This window comes from Methylophaga sp. UBA2496, from assembly GCF_002341635.1.
GTDB lineage: Bacteria > Pseudomonadota > Gammaproteobacteria > Nitrosococcales > Methylophagaceae > Methylophaga.
Genome location: NZ_DDOK01000007.1, coordinates 259304 through 272719 on the forward strand (window position 1 = coordinate 259304; position 13416 = coordinate 272719).

Below are 13416 nucleotides of genomic sequence, written 5' to 3' on the forward strand. Positions count from 1 at the left end.
AAATATGTAAAAGCGGAAGTCGTGTCGTCATTTATCCTCTATTAAAAATGTCGTGAAACAGCGAAATCAGCCAGTCCAATCAAGGCGGATTTGTACTCTGAGTCGGGAATAATGATGAGCTTGTCTTTTGCCTGCTTCGCCTCATTGAGAGCGGCTGAAGCGGTATAATCAATAGCGCCAGTGATGTGGATAATTTCAATAATGTCCTCAATTTTATCGCGCTGGCCTTGTTCGATTGCTTCTCGAATAATGGCTGACTGTTCGACGGTACCATTTTGCATGGCATAGATCAGCGGTAAAGTCGGTTTGCCTTCAGCCAGATCATCACCAATATTTTTACCGATAGTTTCACTGGATGCACTGTAATCGAGTAAATCATCTACCAGCTGAAAAGCGCTGCCAAGGTGCATGGCGTAATTAGCCAAAGCCATTTCAATCTCGTCGGAGGCATTACTGATGAGAGCGCCCAGCTGACCGGCTGCTTCAAATAATTTGGCTGTTTTATGATGAATGACTTGCAGATAGCGTTCTTCAGTCGTATCGGCATCATGTACATTCAACAGTTGCAATACTTCACCTTCCGCAATGACGTTTGTGGTGTGGGAAAGGATTTGCATCAAACGCATCGAATCAAGTTCCACCATCATTTCAAACGCACGGGTATAGAGAAAGTCACCGACCAATACACTGGCTTCATTTCCCCAGACACTGTTCGCTGTTTCCTGACCACGCCGCATAGTGGAATTATCAACTACATCATCATGCAGCAAGGTTGCAGTGTGAATAAATTCGATAATAGTCGCAAGATTGATATGCGCAGAAGCCTGATGATTACAGGCTCGGGCGCTGAGCAGTGCAATAGCGGGACGCAAGCGTTTTCCACCACTATTAATAATGTAATGTCCAAGCTGGTTTATTAATACAACCTCAGATTGCAGCCGATGTTGTATCATTGCGTCAACTGCATCCATATCCTGCTGGATAAGTGCGTAAATGGATTGTATATCCACGGGGCGTTTGTCTGCCTGTCTAGATTAATTAAACGCGTACTTTCTCATGGGTCACGGTGATTCGCAAATAATTCAATTTGCATTTGATCTGTATGTAGAAAGCAGTTAAAATTCCCGGTCTTTTGTTGGGTTACCCACAATAACATTTATTTTTTTGGAGAAAGCGATGTACGCTATTGTCGCGACTGGTGGTAAGCAGTACCGAGTTAAAGAGGGCGAAAAGCTCCGTATTGAAAAACTATCCGCAGAAGCCGGAGATACGGTTGAGCTGGATAAAGTTCTGTTGGTAGGTGAAGGCGATGACATTAAAGTCGGCGCTCCTTACCTGGAAGGCGCCAAAGTCACTGCAACTGTGTCAGCCAATGGCCGTGGTGATAAAGTCAAAATCATCAAATTTCGTCGTCGTAAGCACCATCGGAAACAGATGGGGCATCGCCAATCTTATACAGAAATCGAAATCACTGGCATCAGCGCCTAAGATTGACAAATTTAAAGAGGACTTAACATGGCTCATAAGAAAGCTGGCGGTAGTACCCGCAACGGTCGCGATTCCGAGTCGAAACGCCTTGGTGTTAAACGCTTCGGTGGAGAAGCAGTATTAGGCGGTAACATTCTGGTTCGTCAACGCGGCACCCGTTACCATGCAGGTCGTAATGTTGGTATCGGTAGAGACCACACCTTATTCGCGACAGCCAATGGTAAAGTGGTATTCGAAACCAAAGGTGCGAACAATCGCATGTTTGTCAGCGTTATCGCTGAATAAAGATTTTGTTAGCCCGTTGGGGCAAACAGCTGAAAGCCCCGCTGATGCGGGGTTTTTTGTTTGTGGCAATTATTAAAAAAATTATCTGGTCGGCAGTATGAAATTTGTTGATGAAGCGAAAATAAAAATCAGCGCGGGTGCCGGCGGTAATGGTTGCCTGAGCTTTCGTCGTGAAAAATATATCCCTTTCGGTGGTCCGGATGGTGGTGATGGAGGCGATGGAGGTGATGTGTATCTGCTGGCAGATACACAAGTTAATACGCTGATCGATTTTCGCTATAAACGTAACTTTAAAGCCCAACGTGGCGAACATGGCCGCGGCAAACTTTGCAGTGGTGCCCGTGGCGAAGATTTAATTATTAAAGTGCCTGTCGGGACGGAAGCCTGGGATGAAGATACCAATGAACTGATTGGCGATTTGGCCAAGCATGGTGACAAACTGATGGTCGCCAAAGGTGGCTGGCATGGTTTGGGTAATGCACGTTACAAATCCAGTATTAATCGTGCGCCACGTCAAACCTCAGACGGAACGCCAGGCGAAGAGCGTACATTGCGCCTTGAAATGAAATTACTAGCCGATGTTGGATTATTGGGACTACCCAATGCCGGAAAATCGACCTTTATCAGTCAGGTTTCTGCTGCCCAGCCCAAAGTGGCCGATTATCCTTTTACCACTTTGCATCCAAACCTTGGTGTGGTGACTCTCAGAGATGTACGCAGCTTTGTTATTGCCGATATTCCCGGGCTGGTGGAAGGCGCGGCGGAAGGTGCCGGTTTAGGTATCCAGTTCCTTAAGCATTTAACACGCACTCGATTGCTGTTGCATCTGGTTGATATGGCACCCGTTGATGTGAAACAGGATCCGGTGGAAAGCGTTAACATTATTAATCGCGAATTACTTCACTACAGTGAAGCGCTGGGTAAACAGCCGCAATGGCTGATTCTCAATAAGATGGATTTGGTGCCGGATGATATCCGTGATGAGCTCACTCAGGAAGTGTTAACGCGTCTGGATTGGCAAGGACCGGTCTACAAAATCAGTGGACAGACGGGTGAAGGTTGCGCGAAGTTGTGTGAAGATATCATGCAATACTTGGATGATTTACGTCAGAGTGAGCAGCCTCCCGCTAAACCCATCGAGGACTAACTGTGGAAAATCCGCATCAGCAACTTTTATCAACCAAACGTTGGGTGATTAAAATTGGTAGTGCTTTACTAACCAAGCCGGGAGAAGGCTTGGATGTGGATCGCATTCGCTGGTTAAGTGGCGAAATAGCCGAGTTGAGAAATCAGGGTAAAGAGATCGTTCTGGTCACCTCCGGCTCAGTTGCTGCGGGTATGCAAAGACTGGGCTGGCGGCGTCGTCCCCATGCCTTACATCAGTTACAAGCCGCAGCCAGTGTGGGTCAGATGGGGCTTATCCATGCTTACGCTACAGCTTGTGAGCAACATGGCATTCATACTGCACAAATTCTACTGACTCATTCTGATTTAGCTGATCGTGGCCGCCATTTGAATGCACGCAGTGCATTACACACTTTGCTGGATATGGGTATTCTGCCGGTTGTGAATGAAAACGACACCATTGCTACCGATGAAATCCGTTTTGGGGACAATGATACGCTGGCGGCAATGACCGCCAATCTGGTTGAAGCCGATGTATTGGTTATCCTGACTGATCAGGATGGCTTATTTGATAGTGATCCACGGTTAAATCCAAATGCCAGAATGCTGGCGGCTTCTGCCGCGAGTAATTCAAATCTGGACGCTATGGCCGGTGACAGTAAAGGTGAGTTAGGCCGTGGCGGTATGGCAACCAAATTAGCGGCGGCCAGACGTGCCGCGAGATCCGGTGCCACGACAGTGATTCTATCTGGAAAACATCCGTTGAATTTACGTCACCTGGCAGCTGGCCAGGGCGTGGGTACGTTGTTGTGGCCCGATATGAAACCGATTAAAGCTCGCCAGCAATGGCTTGCCGGACATTTAATTCCCAAAGGACGATTAATGCTGGATGATGGCGCAGTAGCTGTGATCAAACAGCATGGCCGCAGTATTTTACCGGTTGGGGTACGTCAGGTTGATGGGCAGTTTACTCGTGGTGAATTAGTGTTATGTACAGACTTGCACGGGCGGGAAGTTGCAAGGGGCCTGGTGAACTACAATGCTGATGAGGCCGTAAGAATTATGGGGCAGCCCAGTCAGGCGATTCAAAGTTTATTGGGATATGTTGATGAGCCGGAGTTAATCCATCGGGATAATCTGGTCGTTACGGGATAAAGGACAGACATAAAAAAACCGGCGTTAGCCGGTTTTTTTTAGCTGATTCTATAGAACAGTCAATTACATCGCACGGACAGCGTTGTTTAAACGGCTTTTGCCACGAGCAGCAGTATTTTTATGAATCAGGCCTTTACGTGCCATACGATCCAGAACGGGTACGGCAGCTTGAAATGCAGCCACGGCTTGTTCTTTATCACCAGCGATAATCGCTTTTCTGAGTGCTTTAACTTTAGTACGCATCGCAGAACGCTGACTAGCGTTTAATTGACGGTGTGTTTCCGCCTGACGGGCGCGTTTTTTTGCTTGTGCTGAGTTTGCCAAAGTGTTTCTCCTAAGAATCAGCTATTTGTATATGAACCGGGCATTATCCTGATTTTGCTTCCATTTGTAAATGGTATGATGCTGTCTTTTTTCAAGTACGAGTGAATGATGCGAATTATAACAGCGAATTTGAATGGGATCCGAGCCGCTGCGCGTAAGGGATTTTTTGACTGGTTAAAAAAACAGGATGCCGATGTGGTGTGCATTCAGGAGACTAAAGCGCAAGTTCATCAGCTGGAAGACAAGATTTTCACTCCTGAAGGCTATCACTGTTATTACCACGATGCAGTCAAAAAGGGCTACAGCGGTGTCGCGATATACAGTCGACAAAAACCGGACGAAGTTATTACAGGCATGGGCAATGCCGAGTTTGATATCGAAGGTCGTTATATTGAAGCCAGATTTGGCAATCTGAGCGTGATCTCCCTCTATCTGCCATCAGGCACATCAGGTGATGAACGGCAGCAGGTTAAATATCGCTGCATGGAGTTTTTCGAAAATAAAATGCAGGAAATGAAAGAATCCGGTCGAGATTACATTATTTGCGGTGACTGGAATATCGCTCATAAGAATGAAGATATCCGGAATTGGAAAGGCAATCAGAAAAACTCCGGCTTTTTACCTGAAGAACGTGCCTGGCTGGATAAGTTGTTTTATGAGATGAATTTTGTCGATGCGTTCCGTGAACTGCCGCAGGCTGAACATGAATACACCTGGTGGTCCAACCGTGGTCAGGCCTGGGCCAATAACACAGGATGGCGTATCGATTATCATGTTCTGAGCCCGAGTCTGAAAGGTAAAGTCAAAGCAACCGATATTTATCGCGATGAACGCTTCTCTGATCATGCACCGCTGACTATTGATTACGATTACGAACTACCAAAATAATGAACTTTCCTGTTTTGTTTCTCTCTGATTAGGGTCTATCTGAGAGAAACAAACCATGTTTTCATTATTCAAGTCGGACCCAGTCAAAAAACTGAAAAAGCAGCTTGCTCAAAAACGTGAGCAGGCCATGCTGGCGCAACGTAATGGTGACATACGCAAGTTTGCCAGGCTCACCGAAGAGTCTCAGCTTCTGGTTGAAGAGATTCAACGGCTTGAGTCGAAACCTGAATAATTCAGTTACCTCAAAAAATGGCTTGGCTTCAAACCCCGACCTGATCTAAGCACTGACTATTCGTGATTACTGCGAAGTTGTCAGCTTTAGTCTGCGGCATGAATGATGGGCTTAAACATTCGGCGATACTGGCTTGGCGTTAAGCCGGTTTTGCGTTTGAACAAGCGACGGAAAAACGACGCATCTTCATAGCCGATCTCAAAACTGATGTCATCCACCGGCAGTTGAGTCTGTTCAAGCTGGCGCTTGGCGGCTTCGATGCGAATATTCTGCAGGTAATCAATCAGAGTCAAGCCTGTCGCGGATTTGAATCTGCGTTTGAGCGTGCGTTCCGGAATATTGGCTTGCTGCAGCGTCAGCTGAAGAGCATGGCCGTTTTTGTAGTGGCGTTTGAGTGCATTTTCGCATTCGGCAACAAGATGATCGCTATGGGGATTATTCCGTAACAAGGTGTGATAGGGCAGCTGACCCTCATCATGCCACTTAAGCAGATAAACCTGAGCAATTCTGACCGCTTCCGCGGGACTGAAGTGCTTGGAAATAATATAAATAGCCAGGTCGTGCCACGACGTGGTGCCACCGGCTGTCACTATTTTCCCTGCGGTATCTGCAAAGGCTAAATTTGGCTCTGGTTTGAAGCGGACTTTCGGATAATGTTTGCGGAACAAGTCCTGATATCCCCAATGGGAAGTAGCATCACAGGCATCCAGCAGCCCTGTCTCGGCGAGCATAATGGCGCCTGAGCAGGCCGAGTAGATATAGGCGCCTTTTGCATGCTGCGTTTTTATCCAGGCGATCAACTCCGGATAGCGACCGGTCAACGGTTCATCAGGACCGAGCCATAGCTCCGGCAGTATAACGATATCAGGTGAATCGGCCAGATGATGAAAGTCGCTGTCAGGCTGAATGGGGATGTTATTGCCGCAGAAAAACATCTCACGACGGTTTGACACGATATGCACATTAAAAGGAGTTTGCTGCTGTTCTTTACGTGACAGTGTCTGCCAGATATTGCCCGTCGCCATCAGCACATCTTTCATGCCATATAAAGCCGACCCCGCTGTTTCCGGAATCGCCACAATACAGACATCAAGCGAGGTTGCAGTCATTTTTGGCATAAATGAACCGTTTTTTGGTTTTTTGCATCTTATAGCGCATTTATACGACGCTTAATCTTTTTCATAACTTCATTAAACGTTAATGAAGCAGATGAATGAGGAAAATACCATGAATATGATGAATCAGGCTTATGAAAATGAGCAACAAATTACGCCATTCGCACACCGTTATCAAAGATGTGTAATGGCATCAAAACGGGTTTCCTGGCGGATTGAAGAAGATGTGATTCGAGGCCGGGAATTTGACGCCACACAAAAGTTTTTGCCCGACCAGTTATCACGGGTAAATCAATGGGGATTCCTGACTGCAGAGGACAAACGCTTTGTCAGCCAGATCCAGGGACGTACTTATGCCAATATTTTTGGTCTGGTGGAGCGATTTATCAACGCCAAAGTATTGGAGCTGGGCCAGCATCATGTGTTGGGTGATCAAGTGGCACTGGAGGCACTGATCAGGTTCAGCGATGAGGAGCTTAAACATCAGGCGCTATTTCGCCGGATAGAAGTGATGACCGGTAAAGTGATGCCTGAAGGCTATTATTTTACGATTGATCCGAATGATGTGGCGCGTGCTGTGTTAACCAAGTCCACCTGGGCGGTGCTTGGCTTAACCTGCCATATTGAATTGTTCACGCAGCAGCATTACCGGCAGAGTATCGCTGAATGTGAGGGCTTATCACCGTTATATAAAGACGTATTTCTGTTTCATTGGAAAGAAGAATCCCAGCATGCGATTCTGGATGAAATTGAATGGCGGGAAGAGGATAGAAAACTCTCCCATGTGCAGCGTGAACAGGCTGTTGAGGATTTGATGGAATTAGTTGCTGCCGTAGATGGCATATTGCAACAACAGGCCAAGGCAGATGCCAGCTATTTTATTGCTGTGTCGAGAGCCACATTCACTGCACAGCAGCAAGCGGCGATAGCTGAACAATTTCTTAGCGCATATCGCTGGCAATACATTGTTTCTGGAATACAGCACACCCGGTTTACCAAAGTGCTGAGTGAGTTGATCACGCAAGCTCAGATGACAAAGATAAACAATGCGCTGGCTCCGCTGATCCATTCAGCTGGTTAATTGGTGTGAGTGAATTGCTACGTAACAGGTTCCGGCCGCAGGTCGGAACCTGTTACGTAAAGTACCTCAAAAAAGTACAGTACTAATGAACTGAGGCCATCACGCAGCGAATCACCCCGTAATCGTATGCTTCATCCAGCGCATGAAACACGACTTTCAGGCTGTCGGCCTTTTCTCCCAGCGACTCAATGGTGGAAATAATCGCATTGAAGTCACCATCTTCCAGTTCCAGTACATTCTTAACATCCAGCAGACCGGCTTCAATACCATCGGAGAGATGACTGTAGACCGTGCTGATTTTTAGCTCACGGTGTTTCGCGATCTGATCAGGGCTCAACCCTTGTTCATGCAGTATCAACGTCTGATTCACCGTGTCACGTAAGCCGTTATTTAATAATTCGGATAATGGAAACTGCTGAATGACGGATAAAAATCGCTGACCGTAACTTTCCAGTTTTTGTGCGCCGACACCGGAAATACGGGCCATGGCTTGCATATCGTTAGGTCTGGTCTGACACATTTCCTGCAGCGTTGAGTCATGAAAGATCACAAAAGGTGGAACACCATTTTGCTGGGCGATCTCGGTTCGTAATTGACGTAAAGCCTCCCATAAGTCCTGATCCTGCGGGCGCACGGTAGATTGTTTTTTCTCTTTTTTGCTGAGCGTTTGTTTGGCTTGCTGTTTTCGCAGCAGCAATTTTTGTTCACCGCGTAAAATCGCCCGACATTTTTCTGTAAGACGCAAAGCCCCGTAGCGATTGATATCAATATCAAGATATCCGGTGGCGATAAGCTGGCGGAAGATACCGCGCCATTGCGTAGCGGTCAGATCTGAGCCAATACCGAACGTACTGAGCTGATCATGTTGGTTAGTCTTGATGCGTTCATCTTCACTGCCCACCAACACATCAATTAAATAATTCACCCCAAAGCGCTGGTCGGTGCGATAGACACAGGACAAGGCTTTTTGAGCAACTTCGGTGGCATCAAAATGCTCTGGCGGGTTCTGACAGTTATCGCATTGTCCACAGGTTTCCGGTGACGTTTCATCAAAATAGGCGAGCAGGGCATGCCGCCGGCAGCTGATGGATTCACATAGGCCCAACATTGCATCGAGCTTGTGATGTTCGACCCGTTTAATCAGATCTGGTGCATCAGAATTCTGCATAAACTGACGCAGGGTAATAACATCTTGCAGGCCATACGCCATCCAGGCATTAGCCGGTAAACCATCACGACCGGCGCGGCCGGTTTCCTGATAATAGGCTTCGATATTTTTGGGCAGATTTAAATGCGCCACAAAACGCACATCGGGTTTATCAATGCCCATACCAAAGGCAATAGTGGCGACGATAATCACGCCTTCTTCGCGTAAAAAACGTTGTTGATGATTTGCCCGCATTTGTGAGGTTAAACCGGCGTGATAGGGCAAAGCGATGCGACCCTGATCGGTCAGCCACTCGGCAATCGCATCGACCTTTTTACGAGACAGGCAATAAACAATCCCGGCATCGTTGGCATGCTGGGTTTCAATAAACTGCCAAAGCTGTTGTTTAGCCTGATTGGCTTCGGCAATGGCATAAAAAATATTGCTCCGGTCAAAACTGTTCAGATAGACATTGGCGTCATGCAGATTGAGCTGTTCGATGATTTCAACGCGAGTACGTTTATCCGCCGTGGCGGTCAGCGCAATACGCGGGATATCCGGAAAGCGTTCATGCAACATGCGCAGTTGCTGATATTCCGGGCGAAAATCATGGCCCCATTGCGACACACAATGCGCTTCATCAATGGCAAACAGTGACACCTGTATGCGTGACAACATCGTCAGCGTGCGTTGATTTAACAAACGCTCAGGTGCCATATACAACAAATCGATTTCACCGGCCTCAAGCGCAGACTCAACAGCATTGGCTTCAGCAGCCGATAAGCTGGAATTCAGAAAGGCCGCATTCACGCCCAGCTCTTTTAATGCCACCACCTGATCCTGCATCAAGGCTATCAGCGGTGACACCACCACGCCCGTACCCGGCCGAATCAAAGCCGGAATCTGATAACACAATGACTTGCCGCCACCGGTTGGCATCAAAACCAGCGCATCACCACCAGCAATTACCTGATCTACAATAGTTTGCTGGTTATGGCGAAAATCGCTGAAACCAAATACGCTTTGTAAAACAGTGAGTGCGGTTTGCCCGACGTGTTGCATAAGAAAATCAGTAAGCCATTAAAATACCCATTATGGCAAATTGCCCTCGGTCTAAACATGGCATGTGGTCGATAAATTCGGTTTATCGCTAAAAGACAGGCAAAATAGGGTAGTTCAAACGTCTCAAATCAGTCTGGTTTTGGGAATAAATCAAAAATTTAGGAAAGAAAATGAAAGAAATTACAGTTGATAACAACCCTAGTGCAGCACGTTTAAAAGAATTGGGCGTTGCTCACTGGCCAACATGGGAAAAAGAAGTCTCAACCTTTCCATGGTCATTTGTGACCACAGAAATCGCGTTTATCGTTGAAGGCGAATGTGTCATGACGCCTAATGATGGTGGCTCCGCGACGACATTTAAAGCGGGAGATTTAGTCGTCTTTCCGAATGGGTATAAAGGTACTTGGGAAGTTAAAAAAGCGTTGAAGAAGCAATTCAAACATAAAGATGGCAATTTTGTGAAATGTGCTCTTAGCCGTTTTAAAATTTTGAAAAATAAATTTAAATCAAACGCTTAAAATATAATTTGTTGCCTGTTAATTTGGGTTAAATGCAATGAAGTTCAACAGATAGCTGTCATTCCCGCGCATGTGGGAATCTAATGACATTTGTAGGTTGGGTTGAGGTACGAAACCCAACAATCGGCATGGGTCCATTTAAACCGATTTGATATTTAATAAATTTATTTCGACTTAATGTCGAGTCAGGGGAGTAATAAGCCACATCCCTGTGGCTCACCTGCAAGCAGGTTGCTTCGCAGTTCAAATTCGTTCCCGACGAATTTGTGCGTGCCCATCCCCTAACAACCCCAGGGCAACCCTTGTGCTGGCCTGCGGCTTCACTGCGTTGCGTTTTTTGTCAGGGAGACTCACCAAACTCGCTTCGCTCACAAATTTGTCTGGAACAAATTTGGACGCCGGAGCCGCCGTAGGGTGAGTGGCATGGATGCCACGAATCAGACATTCCGATTTCTAATCCTGAGATAACCATTTTTATCGGCAGCACAAAAGGGGATTTTGTCGCCGACCCTCTAATGCCCTTATGCGAAGCTGAGCATCGCAGAGCTGGTCGGATCGCATGACGGATGTTTGACCGAAGGGAGTTTCCGTCATGCCCAGTCAGCCTTTATGTTTGGGTTGAATGCAATGAAACCCAACAATTTGCATAGGTATATTTAAACCGGTGTGATATTTAACAAGATTATTTCGACTTAATGTCGAGTCAGGGGAATGCGTGCCCATTCCCCTAACAACCCCAGGGCACCCCATGTGTTGGCCTGCGGCTCCACTGCGTTGCTCACTTTGTCTGGCGTACGGCCAAAACTCGCTTCGCTCAAACACTGGCCGTCCGTTATCCAGACAAAGCTCCGCTACTCGTCAACACAAAAGGGGATTTTGTCTCCAACCTCAACGGCTCTCCCTAACGCCCTTATGCGAAGCCGAGCATCGCAGATCAGTTTGGATTAAACATGACGAGTGTTTGAGCGCAGCGAGTTTTCGTCATGTTCCAAACTGATTGAGAAGCGCAGGGAACCCGCAGGGCGAGCATGGGCTGCCCTTTTGTTTGGTTCGTTTATTTTGGGCAAGCAAAATAAATGAACGCCCAGCGGCAGCGATGGAATGAGCAGCATGTTTCAGATTGTTGGGTTTCGTACCTCAACCCAACCTACGGGCTATCAAATTTTACTTACAGATAGTTTCTCTAATATATTTGTCAAAACTACAATAGGAATTACATTTTTTGAGTTTTAATATTGAAATTTCTTCAGCAATTTTCTTATTGTGAATTGTGTTTAAGTAACGTTTTTTTCCATTTCTCCAAACCAAATTTCTTAAATACTCTTTTGGTGAATTTATTGATTCACATTGCGAGTCTATTTTTGGTGTTTTGTCTAAGCCAAAAACTTTTTTTATTGCCTCAGGATCCGTTAATAACCATGCTTCCATTTCTTCAACTGGAATGATAATTAAAGAGTTTGGGAACTGGTTGATACTGATTTTTTTCTCCAACTCTTTTCGTAACTTTACTTCATTATTTCTATCTAAATCATGAAATACAAGAATATGTTCGCATCCTGAATTATAAAGTTGCGTGGCCCAAGAGTTGCATTTATTTCTAAGTTTTCCACAACCATTTCCAACAAATTTCTTTACTGCAAATTCGCACTTATCAATATATTTACTTAAAATATGTTGGATTACATCAACATCACTTAAATCTTCAGCGATTACTCCGATCTTCTTAGACATTTTCTAGATCTCCATGCTTCCAATACTCTCCTAAGCTTCCTTCTGTCTGAAGATATTCTTTAAGTGCTTTCATTTCTTCGTTTTTAAGTATTTTTGAAATATTCTTAACGATGGTTCCTTTTGAAGAATCTCTTTTCACAGAGAAAACATTTTCAATATCGACATTATCTAGCACAGTGTCGGAGTGTGTGGAGATGAATATCTGCTTTTCTTTTGAGTAAATATTTATTAGCTCAATAATGCTATTCAACAAACCATGATGTACACATACTTCTGGTTCCTCAATCATAAGCATGCTGCTTTTATCGGTGACTAGATTGAAAATTAATGCAAGAGTCTTAAATGTTCCCTCAGATAGTTGGCTCGGTGACAATGTGCTTTCTGAAATTGTGAATCCTGGAACTACCATTAAATTTATTTTTTCACGCTTTCTTACAGTACCCCCTGTGAGAACACTAACACTTGATGAGGAGGTCTCAATCTCTTTGAAATCAATTTTATCAATCAAACCAATACCCGATGGACCGACTATATTAAAGAATTCACTATAAGCTTCTGTATTTTCTTTGAATTCGGAATACATGTTGTAAAGAAATGTCTTATGACTACTTCTGATGGAAATTCCTCGACGAAGACCAGAATTACCCTCAGCCTCAACTTCAAATGATATTGGACAGTTAGATGGATTTGTAAATTGAGAGGCACTGTAGTAGCTAATGTTAGCTATATATTCTGAGATTGAAATCATCACCGATAATGATTTTTCATCAAACCCTCTTTCTTCTAAATACTTCTTTAAAAACCCACTTCGATCTCTGGCACTTCCATGTACATTCATTTTTCCAAAGTGAGATATGTCGTATATTATTTCTAGCGGAATATAGGCTTTTTTTCTACTGCCAGTTATGTCAAACATGTACCAACTTTCACTAGACTCTATGACTTCATCTTCATTTTTTTCATTAACTACAAGATTTACTTTTGCATTATGAATGACGGTTTTTCCATTCATATTAAACCAAGTTTTTATTTCACTTGCTGTGTAAAGGGACTCTTCACGTCTTTTTAAACTTGATCGTCTTCTTACATATAATAGTGAAGACAATAGCTTTATTGCTGAAAGGATATTTGTTTTGCCACTACCGTTAGGTCCAATTAAAGCTGTGAGTTCAGAGTCGGGAAGGAATACAGTATTTTCACAACTCCTATAACTTTTTATTTGTATCTTTGATATTCTCATATCGCTACCATTTTTTTGTTAAATG

Annotated in this window: 14 protein-coding genes; 8 read left to right on the top strand and 6 right to left on the bottom strand. The window is 45.0% G+C overall.

The window, feature by feature from the left end; translation table 11 throughout:
• Positions 1 to 41: 41 nt before the first annotated feature.
• Positions 42 to 1010 (bottom strand): octaprenyl diphosphate synthase, encoded by a 969-nt coding sequence (gene ispB / locus B2W60_RS11135; RefSeq protein WP_292360578.1) that lies wholly within the window; start codon positions 1008 to 1010, stop codon positions 42 to 44.
• A gap of 166 nt (positions 1011 to 1176) precedes the next feature.
• Between ispB and rplU the strand changes: the two genes are divergently transcribed.
• The 4 genes from rplU (at position 1177) to proB (ending at position 4053) form a co-directional block, all read left to right on the top strand.
• On the top strand, positions 1177 to 1488 hold the full coding sequence (rplU, locus tag B2W60_RS11140) for a 50S ribosomal protein L21 (protein WP_292360576.1): 312 nt from the start codon (positions 1177 to 1179) through the stop codon (positions 1486 to 1488).
• A gap of 27 nt (positions 1489 to 1515) precedes the next feature.
• On the top strand, positions 1516 to 1773 hold the full coding sequence (rpmA, locus tag B2W60_RS11145; protein ID WP_014705802.1) for a 50S ribosomal protein L27: 258 nt from the start codon (positions 1516 to 1518) through the stop codon (positions 1771 to 1773).
• A 97-nt stretch (positions 1774 to 1870) separates the two neighbouring features.
• Positions 1871 to 2920 (top strand): Obg family GTPase CgtA, encoded by a 1050-nt coding sequence (gene cgtA / locus B2W60_RS11150; protein ID WP_292360574.1) that lies wholly within the window; start codon positions 1871 to 1873, stop codon positions 2918 to 2920.
• 2 nt (positions 2921 to 2922) lie between these two features.
• A complete protein-coding gene (gene proB / locus B2W60_RS11155; RefSeq protein WP_292360572.1) occupies positions 2923 to 4053 on the top strand; it encodes a glutamate 5-kinase in 1131 nt (376 codons plus the stop codon).
• A gap of 63 nt (positions 4054 to 4116) precedes the next feature.
• Here proB and rpsT read toward each other — a convergent pair whose 3' ends face one another.
• Positions 4117 to 4377, bottom strand: a complete 261-nt coding sequence (gene rpsT, locus B2W60_RS11160) for a 30S ribosomal protein S20 (protein ID WP_292360570.1) — start codon at positions 4375 to 4377, stop codon at positions 4117 to 4119.
• A gap of 108 nt (positions 4378 to 4485) precedes the next feature.
• Here rpsT and B2W60_RS11165 point away from each other — a divergent pair, with 108 nt between their 5' ends.
• Together B2W60_RS11165 and B2W60_RS11170 are read left to right on the top strand one after the other, a co-directional pair.
• Positions 4486 to 5265 (top strand): exodeoxyribonuclease III, encoded by a 780-nt coding sequence (locus B2W60_RS11165; protein ID WP_292360568.1) that lies wholly within the window; start codon positions 4486 to 4488, stop codon positions 5263 to 5265.
• 55 nt (positions 5266 to 5320) lie between these two features.
• On the top strand, positions 5321 to 5497 hold the full coding sequence (locus B2W60_RS11170) for a DUF6435 family protein (RefSeq protein ID WP_292360566.1): 177 nt from the start codon (positions 5321 to 5323) through the stop codon (positions 5495 to 5497).
• Between the two features lie 86 nt (positions 5498 to 5583).
• Here the strand turns inward: B2W60_RS11170 and B2W60_RS11175 are convergent, their stop codons facing one another.
• Complete coding sequence (locus B2W60_RS11175) at positions 5584 to 6615, bottom strand: GlxA family transcriptional regulator (RefSeq protein WP_292360564.1); 1032 nt, start codon at positions 6613 to 6615, stop codon at positions 5584 to 5586.
• A 109-nt stretch (positions 6616 to 6724) separates the two neighbouring features.
• Here B2W60_RS11175 and B2W60_RS11180 point away from each other — a divergent pair, with 109 nt between their 5' ends.
• The gene (locus tag B2W60_RS11180) at positions 6725 to 7693 is read left to right on the top strand and encodes a hypothetical protein (RefSeq protein ID WP_292360563.1); all 969 of its coding nucleotides are present in this window, start codon (positions 6725 to 6727) and stop codon (positions 7691 to 7693) included.
• An 82-nt stretch (positions 7694 to 7775) separates the two neighbouring features.
• Here B2W60_RS11180 and recQ read toward each other — a convergent pair whose 3' ends face one another.
• Complete coding sequence (gene recQ / locus B2W60_RS11185) at positions 7776 to 9902, bottom strand: DNA helicase RecQ (RefSeq protein ID WP_292360561.1); 2127 nt, start codon at positions 9900 to 9902, stop codon at positions 7776 to 7778.
• Positions 9903 to 10072: 170 nt separating this feature from the next.
• Here recQ and B2W60_RS11190 point away from each other — a divergent pair, with 170 nt between their 5' ends.
• Positions 10073 to 10420, top strand: coding sequence for a cupin domain-containing protein (locus B2W60_RS11190; RefSeq protein ID WP_292360559.1), 348 nt, complete (start codon positions 10073 to 10075; stop codon positions 10418 to 10420).
• 1164 nt (positions 10421 to 11584) lie between these two features.
• Here the strand turns inward: B2W60_RS11190 and B2W60_RS11195 are convergent.
• Entirely contained in the window at positions 11585 to 12151 is a 567-nt protein-coding gene (locus tag B2W60_RS11195) for a DUF4276 family protein (protein ID WP_292360557.1), read from the bottom strand.
• A complete protein-coding gene (locus B2W60_RS11200) occupies positions 12144 to 13391 on the bottom strand; it encodes an AAA family ATPase (protein WP_292360555.1) in 1248 nt (415 codons plus the stop codon). The genes B2W60_RS11195 and B2W60_RS11200 overlap by 8 nt, the downstream gene beginning before the upstream one ends.
• Between the last annotated feature and the right edge of the window lie 25 nt (positions 13392 to 13416).

Coding starts and splice junctions, on each gene's coding strand:
- rplU (WP_292360576.1), top strand. CDS start 1,177: ATGTACGCTATTGTCGCGACTGGTGGTAAGCAGTACCGAGTTAAAGAG.
- rpmA (WP_014705802.1), top strand. CDS start 1,516: ATGGCTCATAAGAAAGCTGGCGGTAGTACCCGCAACGGTCGCGATTCC.
- cgtA (WP_292360574.1), top strand. CDS start 1,871: ATGAAATTTGTTGATGAAGCGAAAATAAAAATCAGCGCGGGTGCCGGC.
- B2W60_RS11165 (WP_292360568.1), top strand. CDS start 4,486: ATGCGAATTATAACAGCGAATTTGAATGGGATCCGAGCCGCTGCGCGT.
- B2W60_RS11170 (WP_292360566.1), top strand. CDS start 5,321: ATGTTTTCATTATTCAAGTCGGACCCAGTCAAAAAACTGAAAAAGCAG.
- B2W60_RS11175 (WP_292360564.1), bottom strand. CDS start 6,615: ATGCCAAAAATGACTGCAACCTCGCTTGATGTCTGTATTGTGGCGATT.
- B2W60_RS11180 (WP_292360563.1), top strand. CDS start 6,725: ATGAATATGATGAATCAGGCTTATGAAAATGAGCAACAAATTACGCCA.
- recQ (WP_292360561.1), bottom strand. CDS start 9,902: ATGCAACACGTCGGGCAAACCGCACTCACTGTTTTACAAAGCGTATTT.
- B2W60_RS11190 (WP_292360559.1), top strand. CDS start 10,073: ATGAAAGAAATTACAGTTGATAACAACCCTAGTGCAGCACGTTTAAAA.
- B2W60_RS11195 (WP_292360557.1), bottom strand. CDS start 12,151: ATGTCTAAGAAGATCGGAGTAATCGCTGAAGATTTAAGTGATGTTGAT.
- B2W60_RS11200 (WP_292360555.1), bottom strand. CDS start 13,391: ATGAGAATATCAAAGATACAAATAAAAAGTTATAGGAGTTGTGAAAAT.